The sequence below is a fragment of the Vibrio inusitatus genome (assembly GCA_024346935.1).
Classification (GTDB): Bacteria; Pseudomonadota; Gammaproteobacteria; order Enterobacterales; family Vibrionaceae; genus Vibrio; species Vibrio inusitatus.
Genome location: AP024879.1, coordinates 141,900 through 157,685, shown reverse-complemented (window position 1 = coordinate 157,685; position 15,786 = coordinate 141,900). Strand labels below are relative to the sequence as shown.

Below are 15,786 nucleotides of genomic sequence, written 5' to 3'. Positions count from 1 at the left end.
CGACCAGTCTGTTTATTGTAAATCAAAAAAGAAAGCGCCTCTATAAGCGCTTAACCACACGTTCAGCTACGCCACCATTTTCAATATCTGCTGAGTAGTCACGCGTGATACAGGCTTCTTGTTATGCATATACATTAGCTTTAAAATGGCCTGCGCTACATCATTGGCTTCAATTGGCGCGTAGTTACGAAGCTTACCTATCATTAAAGGAGTGACGAAGCGCATCATCCCTTGTAGCAGCTTTTCGTCTGTACGATGTTCATGACGATCACCTGCAAGTGGACCCGGATGCATAAACGATACATTGTCGAAGTTAAGCCCTTCAACAAGGTTTTCCATATCCCCTTTGCATCGTAGGTAATGGGATAGCGCTTTAGGATTGGCACCCAAACATGAGATTACGACCAAATGCTTCACACCCATCTCTCTCATTGTCTTCGCTGTGTTTGCTACCAAATCCACGTCAATAGCGCGAAGCTTTTCCTTACTACCTGCTTTCTTCAGCGTTGTCCCTAAAGCAATAATGCCAACTGACGGTGTTAGATTATTTGCTTGAAGTTCGGGCTTGCTCAGATCATTAGTAATCCATTGCTCAAGTTTAGAATCTTCCATTTCTATCTTGCGACGAGAAAGACTGATCACTTTAGAAACGCGATAATCTTTCAATACAGCTTTCAGTGTTTCTCGGCCTACTAGTCCAGTAGCACCAGCAATAACGATAGAAGTGTTCAATGTCATAAATTCTCGCTCTTTATTAAAAAAACATACACAGCTTGCCTTTGAATGAGCACAATATACACGCAACATACCGACCGGTCTATATATTTTTTAATAATTCAACAAAACATACTGGACGGTCGGTATAGAGACTCTTACAATAACGATAATTATACCCAGGGGGATAAAATGAAAGACTTAAAACAGAAGCTATTAGATGTTGGGTTTGACCTAATGAGTGAACAAGGTTTCGCAGGCATAGGTTTAACTAAGATACTCAACAAAGCCGAAGCTACTAAGGGGTCGTTTTATCATCACTTCAAGTCTAAAGAGGACTTTGGTAAAACCCTACTCGATGATTACTTTGAGGATCATCTTGAAACCTTAGAGTCCTATCTATTAGATACTGCTCTAACGCCGCCGCAGCGAATCAAAGCCTATTTTGATTATTGGTGTAGCGAAAAACTGACCGAAGATTTCCAGATAAAATGCTTGGTAGTAAAACTATCTGGTGAGATAGCTGGGACATCGAATCAAATGCAAGAAGCACTAAACGAAGGTGCAGAAAAGGTCATCGCGCGTATGGGGAACTTCTTCGAGCATGGTATCAAGCAGGGTGATTTCAAAATGAAAAATGGTTACGACACTGCACGCACTCTGTATGGGCTTTGGTTAGGTTGTACTCTATTGGCTGCAATGCAAAAAGACCGCTCACTACTTGATAATGCGATGAGCGAAACGATTAAAATCGTTCAATAATAACTATCCATAAACTTAAAAGGCTCGCAATATTGCGAGCCTTTTTTATTACATCCTATCTAGTACGGAGTCAGGGATCATAGTATCCACCGGAATGTATTGCCCTACATCCACCAGCAGGAAGCAGAAGTATGCGATACCACTCCAAAATAAAATAGATGCCGTTAGTAGACCAAAGGTTTTTACTACACTTTGGTTCAGGCGTTTAGACACAAATGTATAGCTTGGGATCCCAACTAACACCGGAGCCAAAAAAGCCATACTTACCTGACCATAACGATTCCATCTCTGCATAAATTTTTTCAATTTAGGGCGGTAGCCGACTCGAGTGTTGCGGAGAAACAGTCTATTTGCAAGTGGACCCATAGCCCACCCCACGTACGCTGCCAGCATAGCGGGGACCATATTGAATAGCAGCATTTCTGGGTATGAATAAGACATCACCGCCGCTATAGCAGGTCCCGAATAAGTCTTCCACAAGCTCAGCAATGCCATGGTTAAAGCGACAATTAGATAAGTCTCAACCATGTTCGACATTAACGTTCTCCCAGTAAAATATTGTTTCTTATGAAGATACTCTTGATTATTGGATCTATGTGCCTAAAGAATGTACTCCAACCATCACATAAGTAATTTAGGCCGAATTCGCCATCACGCGAATGAATGATGCGATTTTTAGGGCACTCTCCATGGCAAGCAAATTTGTATTCACACTCTAAGCACTGACTCGGCAAAGACTTTTGTTTAGCAAAAGCAAAATTCTTTTGGCGCTCTGAGAACGCAAGTTTCTGGATGTCGGTTTGAGAAATATTGCCTAACTTAAACTGGTCGAACACATAGTGGTCACAAGCATAAACATCACCATTGGGTTCAACGGCTAAGCTCTTACCGCAAATCTCACTCAGGGAACAAATACTGCTCTGCTCTCCCGCCCAAACTGCAAAAAAATTCTCAAAATATGGAATAAAAACTCGCCCAAAGTCCTTGCGAAGCCATTCATCGAATATGGTGATTAGAAACTCCCCCCACTTCTCACTTTGTACGCTCCAGTCAGTAACCGGTTCACTTATTGGTATGATTGAGAGATCACCGTGCGTGTGCCATTTGCTTTGGGTAGTTGCATTGACTTTGTCTACAACAGGGATAAATTGAATTTGTGACGGTTTCACTACATCACGTAAAAACCGATATACCTCTAGTGGTTTTTGGCTGCTCACATCATTCACACAACTTAAAGTAGCAAAAGTGACATGATGAATCTTCAATAGCTCGATACCGCGCAATGTCTGCTTAAAAGTGCCTCGACCCGCTCGATTCGTTCGATAGGTATTGTGTATTTCTTCAGGGCCGTCGATGCTGACTCCGACCACAAAATCATGCTGTTTGAAGAACTCGCACCACTGGTCAGTAAGAAGCGTCGCGTTAGTCTGAATATCATTAGTAATAGTGATGTCTGGTGGGCAGTACTTTTTTTGGAAACACACTACCTGTTGAAAATACTCCAGCCCAAGCATAGTCGGTTCCCCACCATGCCAAGAAAAAATGATCTCGGGAGTGTTTTGCGCCTCAATATACTGCTTGATATAAAGCTCAAGTCTTGCGATATCCATTACGTTCGAATCACGCGCGGAATAGTTCAGTAATTCTTTCTTACCAAGGTAATAACAGTACGTACAATCAATATTGCAGGTGGCACCAATTGGCTTTGCTAGTGCTTGCATCTTGATGTGTGCCTTGCCATTAAATTGTGGAGCTGTAATCGCAGTCATTATATTCCCCAGATTGGAGAGGTTCCTTCTCAATTGTGTCCTATCCCCTTTGTATATAAAAGATAATACACAAAACTGACCGGTCGGTCTAGCTCTAAGTAAAAAAAACCCTCGGACTATAAATCCAAGGGTTTCATATTTATAAATGATTAGTGAGACATAGTGTGGCCAGCGGCTTCCAACCACGGATTCCAATTCTCTTCAACCTCTACAATATTGTGATCAATCTTGTACTGCTCGTAGGTCTTCATCATAGAATCAAACACCTCCGGTAGTTCATCCTCTAGTGGCACAGACTCTGCTGGATCTTCTTTGATATTATACAGATGCCATTCGCTATCACCGTACATACCCGTTCTCAGCTTCATCAATTTATAGTCACCTTGAATCACAAACCCATTGCCAAACAGTTCAAAGGCAAACCAATCGTTATCCGTTCTCACCGTATCCTCCATACCGGATAAGAATGGCAACATAGACTTACCAGACGGCGTTACGACCTTGCGATCCTTGTAGGTAGCACCTGGATGATTGATACCAGCATAATCAAGCATGGTCATAGGGAGATCCTTAACACTTAACGTGGTGTTAGACATCTCGCCTTGCATCTCAAAACCGCTGTTATTCGGTGGCGTCATGATTAGGGGTACACGCACGCCACCCTCTGACACAAACCATTTCCACCATTGCAAAGGGCCCGTAGTCGCATTCGCCCACTCAATGCCAAGCTGGCGACTTGAACGAGAAGTACCAATCGCTTCATCAGACATATCAAAGTGTTCGGTAGTCCAATCTGTCCATAGATCGTTCGCCAGTGGTCCCATCGCATCTGAACCCTCTGGTCCGTTATCTGGCATATAGATAACCAAGGTGTTGTCCAGTTGACCCGATTCACGCAAATAATCCAGAACTCGGCCAATATAGAAATCTTGAGCTTCAATCATGGCAGCATAGGTCGCCATCAAACGAGCTTGAGTTTTCTTTTCAGCATCCGTCAGGTCATCCCATTTTTTAGTGATCGGGTTTTCCTCAGGGAAAGGCGTCCCTTTCTTGTAGACCCCCGCTTCAATCATTTGCTCGTAACGCTGTTTTTTCAGCCCTTCGTAGCCAAGCTCTTCATACATCGCAGTGTATTTGTCTATTAAAGCGGAAGGCGCTTGCAGAGGGAAATGTGCTGTTGTTAAGGCTAGGTAACCAAAAAATGGCTTGCCCGTGTCTTTGTTTTCATCGATATACTCGATCATCTTACCTGTATAAAGATCATCCGAGTAGATACCTTTAACTCGCTCTACCTGCACACCATTCTCAAAGAACTTTTGCTGAGTTACAGGTGGCTTTTTCCCTTCGGCGATGGCTTTTTCTGCCACCTTCACTGATGGATACATATCGGTATCATCCCAGTGCGCAGAGCCACCCGCATATACTCCATAAGTCTGCTCGAAGCCCCAGTCTTGTGGTGGATGACCTTTACCATTCCCTGAGCCTAGATGCCATTTCCCCGCATGATAGGTATGATACCCAGTGTCTCTTAGTAGTTCGGTTATAGTCACTGCATCTCGGGTAAGATAACCCTCGTAACCCTTCTTACCCTTAGATTCAGGATAAATGGAATAATCGAACGAACCCAAACCGACTTCGATACTATTTGCACCGGTAAAAAGTTGCCCTCGAGTCACTGAAGATACTGGTGATGCATGAAAATTATTGAATCGTATACCTTCTTCTGCCAGAGCATTTAATGTTGGAGTGTTTATTTCTGATCCAAACGGTTGTAGATCACCCATTCCAAGATCATCACCAACGATAAGTAAGATGTTTGGTTTTTTAGTTTCAGTATGCGCATCCGGTGACGCTGCACCTAGTGATGGAAAAGCGATAAACGGCGCGACTAGTCCAAGGCTGATTACAATTTTCTTATCCATTACGCATTCTCCAATACTGCATTGTTTATCTGTTGTTGATTTTGATTGATCAACCACAAGGCCGTTGTACCGATGGCAATTTCAACTGCGGTATAAGCAAGAAGGATCGCGTTGGGCATACCATCAATATTGATGCTAAGAATTCGAGCAATAGACAAACCACCCATAAATACTGCCACGCTATATAAAGCAGCTTCGGTATAGGTCTTTTTTAGTGCGCCTATTAGCCAAAAAATACCCATTGCTGTGTACAAGCCCATAATCGCTCGGAAAATATTAACCAACTCGGGAGTATTTAAATCGATACCAAAGAAATAGCCTGGTAATAAGCCATACGACATAGCCACAGGAAAAATACCGATTGCGGCCGTCATTAAAAATAGATTTTGCTTCTTCATGATAGTAACTCTTAGAGATAATAAGCCGATGCTTTACCTAGAATGAAACTAAGTAATCAACTACTTTATTCATTAAAAAAAGAGTCATTCCTTTGACCATTGCTTCCCTATATTCATATAAGTGGAAAGATGTTACACAACCGCATCAATGATGGTATCGATGTTGACTGACCATGATGTGTTGCCTTTTGGTTATTTGCGATCACAACGTTACATGCCGACCAGTTGGTTTAGTGGCAGCATCTAATACATCAGTAAAGTGACGATGTAATCGCGAAGTTTTTAATTTAACGAAATTAATTTATTGGCTAGTGCTTGATTAACGTAAATGAACTGGCGCTTTGGATTTATCTCTAGTCAGGTAGTAATAAAGATACGTGAATGAATATAGAGTCACGAAACCATCTAGAACAAATACACCGCTCCACCCATAAAACCACTGATAATCGTTAATGCAAACGTTGTAGAGAAATAAACCAACGAACATCGCTTTTTCAAAGGCACTGTAAATCATTGTCGAGGTTCTCAGTGATTTCACCTTTGCCGAGACCATCAACAACACACCAATACAGCCCACCATGACACCCCAGTGCTGGTAAGTAGCCTTAAGATAAATGGAGTTTTCCATCATCTGTCCGTTGTAGAAAAACAGGTTACTCATGCTCCATTCAGGGGCAATGAAGGTGATAAAAGCGGTTGCAGTCAGAAAACCCGTCACCATCAAGTAAGGGTAAATAGTTTTCTCAAAAAAACGTTCTAACATTATCTTTCTCTCGTAGTTATCGTAATCAAAGTAGCGGCTTATTTACCTAGCATCGCCATTACTGCCAACTTGAATTCGTTATCTTCCGCTGAGAACAAATGTTTAATCTGGTGCTCTTCACCACTGGTCATTACCGTTTTGGCATGAGAGAAGGTAATAAAGCCTTCTTTACCATGATAGTTACCCTTACCCGACTCACCAATACCGCCGAATGGAGCATCATCAACGGCTAGATGGAAAACACAGTCATTGATACACATACCGCCAGAGTGGATAGTGTTCTTGATCTGCGATTGTAGCTTTTCATCAAATGACATCAGATACAGCGCCAACGGACGAGGCTTGCTGTTCACAAAGCGGATTGCCTCGTCAATATTAGAATAACCAATAACAGGCAATAACGGTCCGAAGATTTCTTCATCCATAATGTTAGAGTCAAGGTTCGGTTCAACTACCAGATGAGTCACTAGACGATGTGCATTCTCATCAATACTCATGTCGTGGCAAGGCTCTATACGAGTTCCTGCCAAGATTTCGTTGTTCAATAACCCGATGATACGATTATATTGACGCTCATTTGCAACAGAGGTTAAGTTTTCTGATTCAACACCGTTTGCAAATAAAGTCTGATATTGACGCTTATATTCAGTAATAAAGGCTTCTTTGCTTTGTTCAGGAACCAACACATAATCCGGTGCCACACAAACCTGACCGTTATTCAGGCTCTTACCATAGATGATACGCTCTACCGCCAACTGCATACTTACATCGTCGGCAACAATTACTGGCGACTTACCACCAAGCTCCAACGTAAGCGGGGTTAGGTTGTCAGCAGCAGCTTTCATTACTAGTCGGCCAACAGCGGTTGAGCCAGTAAATAGCAGATGATCAAATGCTAGCCCGGTAAATTTGGAGGATAGATCTGATTCCCCTTCTACAACGACAACTTCATTCTGAGCAAAAACAGAGGCAAACATTTCACTTAAGATCTGGTTAGTTGCTGGAGTGAATTCACTCATCTTGATCATGGCTCTATTACCCGCCGTAATCGCAGAAATAAGCGGACCTACAGATAGCATCACAGGAAAGTTCCAAGGCGTCACAATACCGACTAAACCTTTAGGTTGATATACCACTTCTACTTTCGACAGTGATAGAAGCGCTCCCGCAGAGCGAACAGAGGGAGTCATCCACTCTTGCATATGTTCTAGACTGTAATCAATATTCGCGATACACGGCAACACATCTGCAATCAGTGTGTCTTGAACGCTTCGCTTACCATAATCTTGATTCATCGCTTCACAGATACGATCACTGTAATCAATCAGTGTTTGTCTAAGTTTGGTCAACTTCTCAATACGAGATTCCATTGACGGCATAGGATCCATTTCAAATGCTTTTTTCATTTCAGAATGCTGAAGTTGCATGGTTTCAACGGTTTTAATGCTATTCACTAGTTTCACCTTTTGGTTAAGTTGCACACAGACTACACAAAACAAACCGGTCGGTCTAGTTCTTTCTCAACAAATTATTCTTATTCGAGGGTATAACGCTTGGTATAAACTGATCTTCCAGTAGCTAATAAAGGCTAAACGCCCGTTATTTTGTGCGAGATCTCTTACAAAGAGTGCAGATATCTATCTTTACTGGGTTAAAAAATCTGCCTAAAAATAAACTAAACCATTGAATAATAAAAATAAAAAATCAACTCAGAAAAATTAAGGCGCAAAAATTCGCAACTAAAAAGTTTGACCTTATTGTAGAGCCGCTACTAAACGGTGATACTAATCTTGTCGACAGGAAGTTGGCAGGAAAAGGAAAAACCTAAAGGATTAGGTGTCTTCAGGATGAAGATGTGATGGCTTAGGATGAGTTATCAGCAAGGATGTAATGCTCTAGGATAGAGTTCGCCCGTCAGGATGATAGGCTAGGATGGACACCGCTAGGATGGCGACGACATGGAACTAGGTTAACGGATTTTAACCACTATCAAGGAAAGATGCAGGGAGCACTGTTAGTAGCCGGATTGCTGCGAGTAAAGATTAAACCCCACTTGGGAAACCAAGTGGGGTTTTATTTTGTCTGCTATTTATGCTCATACCCTACCCCAAAAATAAAATTAAACTGGTTTCATCTCGCTTCACTCTCATACCAATAGTAGTAAATGGCTGTTCAGCCTACAGATCAAAAGTGCACAGTCAGTTTCTACTTTGATCATTAGGTTAATTCTAATAAACATTATATCTTCATATAAAGATACTTTACTTGGAGATAATAATGAGAATTTTCTTAGCGATACTTGCTCCTCTTTTGTGGGGAACCACTTATGCCATCCTATCCACCTACTTCACTCATTGGTCTCCATTTGCGCTTGCCGTTTGGCGTGCTCTACCTGCTGGTTTGCTTCTACTTTTGATCAAACCGACTTTGCCAAGGATGCACGAAATTCCTGCCTTGCTACTGGTTGGCTTTTTGAACATTGCTCTGTTTTTCGGATTACTCTTTGCCAGTGCTCTGCATCTTCCTAGTACGCTTGTCGGTGTAGGAATGATAGCCTTGCCAGTGGTGGGACTAGCGGTTCTAGGTATAGCACATCAGATTAAACCTTCTTGTATTCAACTCATCTCGGCGCTGATTCTAGTTACCTGCGCAGGTTATCTGTTCATAACTAGCAGATCTGATATCAGTATCTCTGCGATATTACTGCTGATAGGCGCAATGACAGCGCTTATCGCGGGTAGTCTAGTCACCAAGCACGTAATGAAGCAAATACACTGGTGGAAGTTACTGACATGGAAATTGATCTTTGGCGGTCTTATCTTGATACCTATGGCTTATTGGCAGCTCAATTTTAGTGGTGGCGCTTTTGATAGCCCTGTACCATCTACTTTGGCACAGTGGGAGGCGATGATTTGGCTTATCGTGGGTTTAACCTCGATCGCCTACGGAGCATACGTATTTACTATCCCACTTATCACCACATCAGAGCTAAGCTTCTTTGGTACCTTAAATCCCATATTAGCCATGATTCTTGGTGCAACAATAATGGGCGAGTCTTTCAGTCAGGTACAAATCGCTGTTATGGTTATCATGGTAGTTTGTAATTTTTTAGCTCAAGTCTATGAAAATATGAAGAAACTTCCTACGGAACAATCTATCATCGAGTATTAAAGTTACCGTTATCCATCGATAGTAAGGAAATGCGATGTCAGATAAGGCAGACCATATAGACAAAATTTTACATCAATGGCAGAGCAATCACTCCTTGATGGAAACCAGCCTTCCTCTAGCCATCATTGGTCGAAGCACGCGCTTAAATAAGTCGCTAGAGAATGCTCGGACGCCCATCTATAAGGAGTTGAAGGTCACTATGGGTGAGTTCGATGTGCTTGCCACCCTCTATCGAAATGGCGCTCCGTTTCAGCTCACACCATCCGACCTAATTCGACAAACCCTGCTCACTTCCGGCGCTATGACCAATCGCTTGGATAAACTTGAGGCTAAGGGCTTAATACATAGAATCCACAGTGAGCAGGATAGGCGCAGTATAGTCGTTGGATTGACTGCCAAAGGTATTGAGCTTATCGATGAAGGTATCAAAAAATACTTCACTAAAGTAGATGAACTCTGTTCACCTTTGACAAATGACGAACAAACGCAACTGAACTCATTACTCAAAAAATGGATAAGCCACCTTGGGTAATAACATCATTTCTAATCTAGCCTGTAGCTAATCCACTTGATATTTATCTAGCTGGCTCAGGTTGAATATTTACTATTTACCTCTTTCCATAGGGAATTAGTTTTTGCAGGATATTAGTGAGCTGTACACAATGCCTATTTATCGTGAGCATTAGCAGAAAACTCGCCCTTTCTCTATAAAGTGTTAAAATCCCCTTTATCTGCTCATTCTGTTGCTAGTAATTAGTATCTAGATACAAAATTTCTTTTTCAGTAATTAATATTCCCGATACCCAGCAAAGTAAACAGAAGAAAATAAAGGTTATTTTTCAAATGGTTAACAACACAATCCAATGGTTTCCGGGCCACATGCACAAAGCTCGTAAAGAGATCGAAGAGGTGGTTCCTCAGATTGATGTCATTATCGAGGTACTAGATGCCCGTATCCCCTACTCATCTGAGAATCCTATGATCTCTGAATTACGTGGTGATAAACCTTGTATCAAAGTGCTCAATAAAAGAGATCTATCAGATCCAGAACTGACACAGATGTGGATTGAGCATTTTGAGCTTCAAGAGGGTGTTAAAGCGATGGCTGTGACTACCGAAAACCCTCAAGAGATCCATAAAATTATGGAACTGTGTCGCAAGATGGCCCCTCACCGTGAAGCCATGGGCAAGAACATTCGCACCATGATCATGGGTATTCCTAATGTAGGCAAGTCCACTATTATCAATACTTTAGCTGGACGTACTATTGCTCAAACGGGTAACCAACCTGCCGTAACGCGCCGCCAGCAGCGTATCAACCTACAAAACGGTGTGGTGCTTTCTGATACTCCAGGAATTCTATGGCCTAAAGTAGAAAACCCACACAGTGGTTTCCGTCTTGCAGCAACAGGCGCTATCAAAGATACTGCGATGGAATACGACGAAGTGGCTTTTTACACTGTTGAATATTTGGCACAGCAGTATCCAGAACGTTTGATTGAGCGTTACCAACTCGACGAACTGCCTGATACTGAGATTGAGTTGATGGAAGCTATAGGCCGTAAGCGAGGTGCCTTACGCTCTGGTGGACGCGTTGACCTGCACAAGGCTTCAGAAATCTTATTGCATGAACTTCGACAAGGCGTACTCGGTCAGATCACTCTCGAGCTTCCTGAAATGATCACTGAAGAGTTGATTGAAGTAGAGAAAGAAGCCGTTCGTAAAGAAGAAGCAAGAGTGAAGAAAAAAGAAGAACGTCGTAAACGATATCTTCGAAATAAGCGCTAAACTGCTAATAAAATACCGCAAAAAACAAAAACCTCAGCTCATTTTTTGAGCTGAGGTTTTTCATTTATAGAATAATTGTTCTATATTTAGTCGCATGCACCCTTTCTTCATGGAGGAAGAAAAATGCTACGCCGACTACTGTATCCCGCTATTGGTTTGTTTCTTCTTGCTTGCCTTTTCTTTGGAGAAGACATGTGGAAATTCATTACCGGTGATCCCATTCGCGACATTCAAGACTGGGCACAAGGTGTTATGAAAGCATTCGACCGGTTTATTAAAGGCTAGTAATAATCTTAGAATGACGCGTTCCACTGGTTTAAAAAACATCATTGTTGAAGTCTTCTATCAGTAACCTCCGAACATACGTTTTCTTAGATCCCCGCTAAAAGCATGCGGGGATGACACGGGCCGTACTTTACACGCACCACTCACCCATCAAACGTCATTGCCGAGGTCTCTTATCGGCGATCTCCATACATAGGTATTCGTAGATCCCCGCTAAAAGCATGCGAGGATGACAAGAGCCGTACTTTACACGCACCACTCACACACCAAACGTCATTGCCGAGGTCTCTTATCGGCAATCTCTGTACATAGGTGTTCTTAGATCCCCGCTAAAAGCGTGCGGGGATGACAAGCGTCGAACTTTACACGCACCACTCACACACCAAACGCCATTGCCGAGGTCTCTTATTGGCGATCTCCGTACATAGGTATTCGTAGATCCCTGCTGGTATGACAAGCGCCGAACTTTACACGTACCACTAATCCACCAAACGTCATTGCCGAGGTCTCCTATCGGCAATCTCCGTGTATATGCGCTTCAGATCATAGCTAAAAGCATGCACTAGTAGCTGCTCTTTGGTCGCTATTAGTGACTTGTTTCTACTCAGCGATATCTAAATACAGTTGTTATTGATCACCACTAGCAAGATTCAATAAAACGTCTTCTAACTGATCCCACGGCATTATCTGCGTATCAATGACCTCAATACGCGACTCAAAACCCTCTAGTGACAAATCACTCACCGACAGTACGCCGTCCGCTTTATTGAAGGAAAAGCAACCCTTCTCGGTATTTATTACAGCCTTAACTCGGTCAGCACTAAGATCGCTTAACATCGAAAAAACAGAATCAAAGTCAAAGGTAATCTCTGCGCCAAACAACCAACCGCAAGAAAAATAGCCCTGCCCTTTATTTTCTTTTCTGATGTGGGTTTGATTGGGTGGTAGTTGGAATTGTGGTTCAAGAGCTGCATGGTGATGGTGCTCTTCTTCCACGTCGATATGTTCGCTTGGCTTAACAAACATATCCAATAGCGACAACTCTATGTCACCTTTTGTCGTGCTAATAACCTTGGTGTGAATATCCTGAGATTGTAACCAGTCACGCATTATCTCAACCTGCTCAGTAGCCGCTAATTCACTCTTATTTGCGATAATAAGATCCGCGACTTCCAGTTGTTGTTTGAAATTCGAGTTTGTCGTGTACTTGTCATTATCAAAGTATCGAGCATCTGTGAGGGTTAATGTAGTACGAAGTTCGATATACGGACTGAATTGAGCTGAGGATAGTGTCGCCATAATCTGCTTTGGATGGCCTAGACCTGTAGGTTCAATTATTAGTCTGTCAGGATTGCTACGGAGTAGCGCCGTTATCGCCACACTTGTCGGTACACCCGCGGTGCAGCAGATACATCCTCCTGGAACTTCTTTAATTAGAGCACCACTGTCAGCCATGATTGCCCCATCAATACCTATCTCACCAAATTCATTGACTAAGACTGCCCAATTTTCATTGTCAGGTTTTTCCTTTAATAGCTCTAAGATAGTTGTGGTTTTTCCTGTGCCTAGGAATCCAGTGATGATGTTAGCGGGAGTTTTACGAGACATAGAAGCCGTTCTGAGCAGATGAATTATGCTTAGAGTTTACAAGATTCAATAATATGGAGAAAGGTTAAAACTAAAGATGCAATAAAGAGGAGAAAGATAATCAAAGAAGGGAGACAAGCGGGATCGTCATTGTCCGTAATCAGGACCCCTTAACTTAATATGAGATAACTATTTAATTGTTAAAACCGTATCCCAGATACCACCTGCGTGTGCCATAAATGTACTAAAAAGTGCAAATAAAATGACAACAGCAAACGCAGACATTAATGCGTACTCTACAACTTTCATCAACCACCTCACTGAAAAACACATCAAACTAAGCCGTAAATATTCTCGAATACTTAATATGTAACAACTCTAAAGATGGAGGATTATACATTTGTCGTACAAATAATGGACAGGGACATTAATCTCGAAATACGCAAACTAAGTTCCCATTATTGATAGGTAAATTTATTTAATTATTTCAATAAGTTAAAGTGATTGAAATATACAGAAAAGTGAAACAATTTGTAACTTCCGTAGAAAATAGCGGATTTTGATACCCAAAAGAGTCTATCTTGCTCTCTTTCTGTAAACGCCAGAAAGCACAAAGGCGCACTTTGCATGCGCCTTATGGTCTCGTTACTCAATCGTGAGTTTGCGAATCTCGCGGGTTGTTGACCGGAGAACTATAAACGAGCATTAAAGTATTTTCGGCTCTTCAGCTGTATTGCGATTACACTTATGTTAATCAAAGTGAGGTAACCCTTTCCTCCCTGTAAGATTCGATTTTTACCTCACGATTTAACTATGGCGCATATTTTAAAAACTGCAAGTATTACCAGATAATGAATTCTTTATTACCTTTTTGATCATGGCAATAAGCGCTCGGTTGCGGTTTAATATGCACCATTCAACATTAGCTATTTTACCCTTGGAGAATAAGAGACTTGTTGCGCAAATTTCATCGGTTCCATCACATTCCGCCTTCGCAAGCCGCGCTTGCACTGGGACTGATCGGTTTAGGACAGGCATGGGCATTGTATATCCCAGATGTTGGCAATGTAATTCGTCCTTACTTAGCGTTAATGGGTACTTTGATACTTATTCCCGTACTTCTTAAATACAGTCTCAATCCACGTCTCTTTTTGGCTGACATTAAGCACCCGTTAAGTGGCAGCTTAATGGCTCCGATGAGCATGGCGCTACTGGTGCTATGCGACTATCTCGCAACCGAAATACCTCATATCGCATCAATCTTATGGCTCATTTCACTGGGCCTACATATCACTATGATGGTGCTATTTTTTGGATTTCAATTCGCCAACTTCAAAATGGTCAATGTTGTTCCTAGTTGGTTCTTGTATCCTGTGGGGGTAATCAGTAGTACTCTGGCGGGATCAGAACTAGGACATAAGGTGTTTTCACAAAACATGGCCATGCTGTGCATCGGTATCTATTTTCTTATGCTTCCTTTGGTGCTGTACCGTTTAGTGTTCTTTGGCAAACTACCACGCCGAGCACGTCCAACACTTGCTATTATGGCCGCACCAATCAACCTAACCCTTGCCGCTTATTTGGTGAATTTTCCAGATCCTGATCCAATTTTAACCGGCGCTTTAGCCGGCATCGCAATTACAATGACCCTACTCATTTATCTTTGTTATATCAATCTACTCAGGTTGAAATTTCAGCCGTCCATAGCTGCAGTTACCTTTCCATCAGTCATTAGCGCTATTGCCATGTCGAGGCTGACTACATGGTTTGAATTGGCACACGAAGATTGGTATTGGTTACATAAATTTGGAATGTTCGAGCTGACAATAGCAACGCTGTTGGTATTGTGGGTATCGGCTGGGTATGTTGCTATGTATTGGCCAGAGCGATTTAAACCTCAACATAAGAAGATTAAACCGCAATAGCTAGCAAACTAGGTGATTAACGTAGACCGTGAAGAAATTCGTGACGAGTTGCTGCGTTAGATTTGAAGATACCACCTAGTGCAGTGGTTGTAGTTTCACTGGTTGCATCCATTACACCGCGAGATTTAACGCAGTAGTGGGTCGCGTCAATAGTAACGGCTACGTCTTCACTCTCTAGTAAGGTTTGCAGTGCAACGAGGATCTGCTGAGTCATACGCTCTTGCACTTGAGGGCGCTGGGCAAAAAAGCGCACAATACGATTAATCTTCGACAATCCAATGATCTTAGTACGAGGAATATAAGCCACTGCTGCACGACCATCGATAGTCACTAAGTGATGCTCACAGGTACTGGTTAGAGTGATGTCTTTCACTCGTACCATTTCGCTCACATTCATCTTGTTTTCGATAACCGTTATCTTAGGGAAACGTGCGTAATCTAAACCAGAAAACACCTCGTCCACATACATCTTAGCGATACGTTTGGGGGTGTCTTGCAAAGAGTCATCGGTTAGATCCAGTTGCAATAAGCCTAAGATCTCACGCATGTGATATTCGATCTGCTGCTTTTTATCTTCCGCAGTAAGATCACTGTCTATCATTGGGGTTTCTAAACCACGATTAGCAAGTGCTTCTTTTACCAGCAGAGCTGATTCGCTTAAACCTGACATTTAACTCTCCATCTGTACATCTTTGCATCGCT

General features: G+C 42.2%; 15 protein-coding genes. 6 read left to right on the top strand and 9 right to left on the bottom strand.

Annotated elements, in window-relative coordinates; translation table 11 throughout:
- Positions 1-66: 66 nt before the first annotated feature.
- Positions 67-738 (bottom strand): NAD(P)H-binding protein, encoded by a 672-nt coding sequence (locus OCU48_RS13950; RefSeq protein ID WP_244312385.1) that lies wholly within the window; start codon positions 736-738, stop codon positions 67-69.
- A 168-nt stretch (positions 739-906) separates the two neighbouring features.
- On the opposite strand from OCU48_RS13950, the gene OCU48_RS13945 reads away from it, so the two are divergent.
- A complete protein-coding gene (locus OCU48_RS13945) occupies positions 907-1,476 on the top strand; it encodes a TetR/AcrR family transcriptional regulator (RefSeq protein WP_141347124.1) in 570 nt (189 codons plus the stop codon).
- A 48-nt stretch (positions 1,477-1,524) separates the two neighbouring features.
- Here OCU48_RS13945 and OCU48_RS13940 read toward each other — a convergent pair whose 3' ends face one another.
- The 6 genes from OCU48_RS13940 to OCU48_RS13915 form a co-directional block, all read right to left on the bottom strand.
- Positions 1,525-2,013 (bottom strand): hypothetical protein, encoded by a 489-nt coding sequence (locus OCU48_RS13940; protein ID WP_141347125.1) that lies wholly within the window; start codon positions 2,011-2,013, stop codon positions 1,525-1,527.
- Positions 2,013-3,245 carry an anaerobic sulfatase maturase gene (locus OCU48_RS13935; RefSeq protein WP_141347126.1) on the bottom strand — a complete coding sequence of 411 codons (1,233 nt, stop codon included), beginning with the start codon at positions 3,243-3,245 and terminating at the stop codon, positions 2,013-2,015. The genes OCU48_RS13940 and OCU48_RS13935 overlap by 1 nt, the downstream gene beginning before the upstream one ends.
- A 149-nt stretch (positions 3,246-3,394) precedes the next feature.
- Positions 3,395-5,167 carry a sulfatase family protein gene (locus OCU48_RS13930; protein WP_141347127.1) on the bottom strand — a complete coding sequence of 591 codons (1,773 nt, stop codon included), beginning with the start codon at positions 5,165-5,167 and terminating at the stop codon, positions 3,395-3,397.
- Positions 5,167-5,565 (bottom strand): DUF4345 domain-containing protein, encoded by a 399-nt coding sequence (locus OCU48_RS13925; RefSeq protein WP_141347128.1) that lies wholly within the window; start codon positions 5,563-5,565, stop codon positions 5,167-5,169. The genes OCU48_RS13930 and OCU48_RS13925 overlap by 1 nt, the downstream gene beginning before the upstream one ends.
- A 319-nt stretch (positions 5,566-5,884) precedes the next feature.
- Complete coding sequence (locus OCU48_RS13920; protein ID WP_141347129.1) at positions 5,885-6,328, bottom strand: hypothetical protein; 444 nt, start codon at positions 6,326-6,328, stop codon at positions 5,885-5,887.
- 38 nt (positions 6,329-6,366) lie between these two features.
- Positions 6,367-7,755, bottom strand: a complete 1,389-nt coding sequence (locus tag OCU48_RS13915) for a coniferyl aldehyde dehydrogenase (protein ID WP_141347134.1) — start codon at positions 7,753-7,755, stop codon at positions 6,367-6,369.
- A gap of 850 nt (positions 7,756-8,605) precedes the next feature.
- Between OCU48_RS13915 and OCU48_RS13910 the strand changes: the two genes are divergently transcribed.
- The 4 genes from OCU48_RS13910 (at position 8,606) to OCU48_RS13895 (ending at position 11,572) form a co-directional block, all read left to right on the top strand.
- Entirely contained in the window at positions 8,606-9,499 is an 894-nt protein-coding gene (locus OCU48_RS13910) for a DMT family transporter (RefSeq protein ID WP_141347130.1), read from the top strand.
- Between the two features lie 34 nt (positions 9,500-9,533).
- On the top strand, positions 9,534-10,031 hold the full coding sequence (locus tag OCU48_RS13905; RefSeq protein ID WP_141347131.1) for a MarR family winged helix-turn-helix transcriptional regulator: 498 nt from the start codon (positions 9,534-9,536) through the stop codon (positions 10,029-10,031).
- Between the two features lie 311 nt (positions 10,032-10,342).
- Positions 10,343-11,287, top strand: a complete 945-nt coding sequence (gene ylqF / locus OCU48_RS13900; RefSeq protein ID WP_141347132.1) for a ribosome biogenesis GTPase YlqF — start codon at positions 10,343-10,345, stop codon at positions 11,285-11,287.
- 123 nt (positions 11,288-11,410) lie between these two features.
- Positions 11,411-11,572 (top strand): hypothetical protein, encoded by a 162-nt coding sequence (locus OCU48_RS13895; RefSeq protein ID WP_167496235.1) that lies wholly within the window; start codon positions 11,411-11,413, stop codon positions 11,570-11,572.
- A 627-nt stretch (positions 11,573-12,199) separates the two neighbouring features.
- On the opposite strand, the gene OCU48_RS13890 is transcribed toward OCU48_RS13895, so the two are convergent.
- Positions 12,200-13,180, bottom strand: coding sequence for a CobW family GTP-binding protein (locus tag OCU48_RS13890; RefSeq protein ID WP_141347391.1), 981 nt, complete (start codon positions 13,178-13,180; stop codon positions 12,200-12,202).
- 932 nt (positions 13,181-14,112) lie between these two features.
- On the opposite strand from OCU48_RS13890, the gene OCU48_RS13885 reads away from it, so the two are divergent.
- Positions 14,113-15,084 carry a TDT family transporter gene (locus OCU48_RS13885; RefSeq protein WP_141347392.1) on the top strand — a complete coding sequence of 324 codons (972 nt, stop codon included), beginning with the start codon at positions 14,113-14,115 and terminating at the stop codon, positions 15,082-15,084.
- Between the two features lie 16 nt (positions 15,085-15,100).
- Here the strand turns inward: OCU48_RS13885 and folE are convergent, their stop codons facing one another.
- Positions 15,101-15,754, bottom strand: coding sequence for a GTP cyclohydrolase I FolE (folE, locus tag OCU48_RS13880; protein WP_141347393.1), 654 nt, complete (start codon positions 15,752-15,754; stop codon positions 15,101-15,103).
- Positions 15,755-15,786: the final 32 nt, after the last annotated feature.

What these genes read in the sequence shown, in the direction of transcription:
- OCU48_RS13950 (WP_244312385.1), bottom strand. Translation starts at nt 738, where the DNA reads ATGACATTGAACACTTCTATCGTTATTGCTGGTGCTACTGGACTAGTA.
- OCU48_RS13945 (WP_141347124.1), top strand. Translation starts at nt 907, where the DNA reads ATGAAAGACTTAAAACAGAAGCTATTAGATGTTGGGTTTGACCTAATG.
- OCU48_RS13940 (WP_141347125.1), bottom strand. Translation starts at nt 2,013, where the DNA reads ATGTCGAACATGGTTGAGACTTATCTAATTGTCGCTTTAACCATGGCA.
- OCU48_RS13935 (WP_141347126.1), bottom strand. Translation starts at nt 3,245, where the DNA reads ATGACTGCGATTACAGCTCCACAATTTAATGGCAAGGCACACATCAAG.
- OCU48_RS13930 (WP_141347127.1), bottom strand. Translation starts at nt 5,167, where the DNA reads ATGGATAAGAAAATTGTAATCAGCCTTGGACTAGTCGCGCCGTTTATC.
- OCU48_RS13925 (WP_141347128.1), bottom strand. Translation starts at nt 5,565, where the DNA reads ATGAAGAAGCAAAATCTATTTTTAATGACGGCCGCAATCGGTATTTTT.
- OCU48_RS13920 (WP_141347129.1), bottom strand. Translation starts at nt 6,328, where the DNA reads ATGTTAGAACGTTTTTTTGAGAAAACTATTTACCCTTACTTGATGGTG.
- OCU48_RS13915 (WP_141347134.1), bottom strand. Translation starts at nt 7,755, where the DNA reads ATGCAACTTCAGCATTCTGAAATGAAAAAAGCATTTGAAATGGATCCT.
- OCU48_RS13910 (WP_141347130.1), top strand. Translation starts at nt 8,606, where the DNA reads ATGAGAATTTTCTTAGCGATACTTGCTCCTCTTTTGTGGGGAACCACT.
- OCU48_RS13905 (WP_141347131.1), top strand. Translation starts at nt 9,534, where the DNA reads ATGTCAGATAAGGCAGACCATATAGACAAAATTTTACATCAATGGCAG.
- ylqF (WP_141347132.1), top strand. Translation starts at nt 10,343, where the DNA reads ATGGTTAACAACACAATCCAATGGTTTCCGGGCCACATGCACAAAGCT.
- OCU48_RS13895 (WP_167496235.1), top strand. Translation starts at nt 11,411, where the DNA reads ATGCTACGCCGACTACTGTATCCCGCTATTGGTTTGTTTCTTCTTGCT.
- OCU48_RS13890 (WP_141347391.1), bottom strand. Translation starts at nt 13,180, where the DNA reads ATGTCTCGTAAAACTCCCGCTAACATCATCACTGGATTCCTAGGCACA.
- folE (WP_141347393.1), bottom strand. Translation starts at nt 15,754, where the DNA reads ATGTCAGGTTTAAGCGAATCAGCTCTGCTGGTAAAAGAAGCACTTGCT.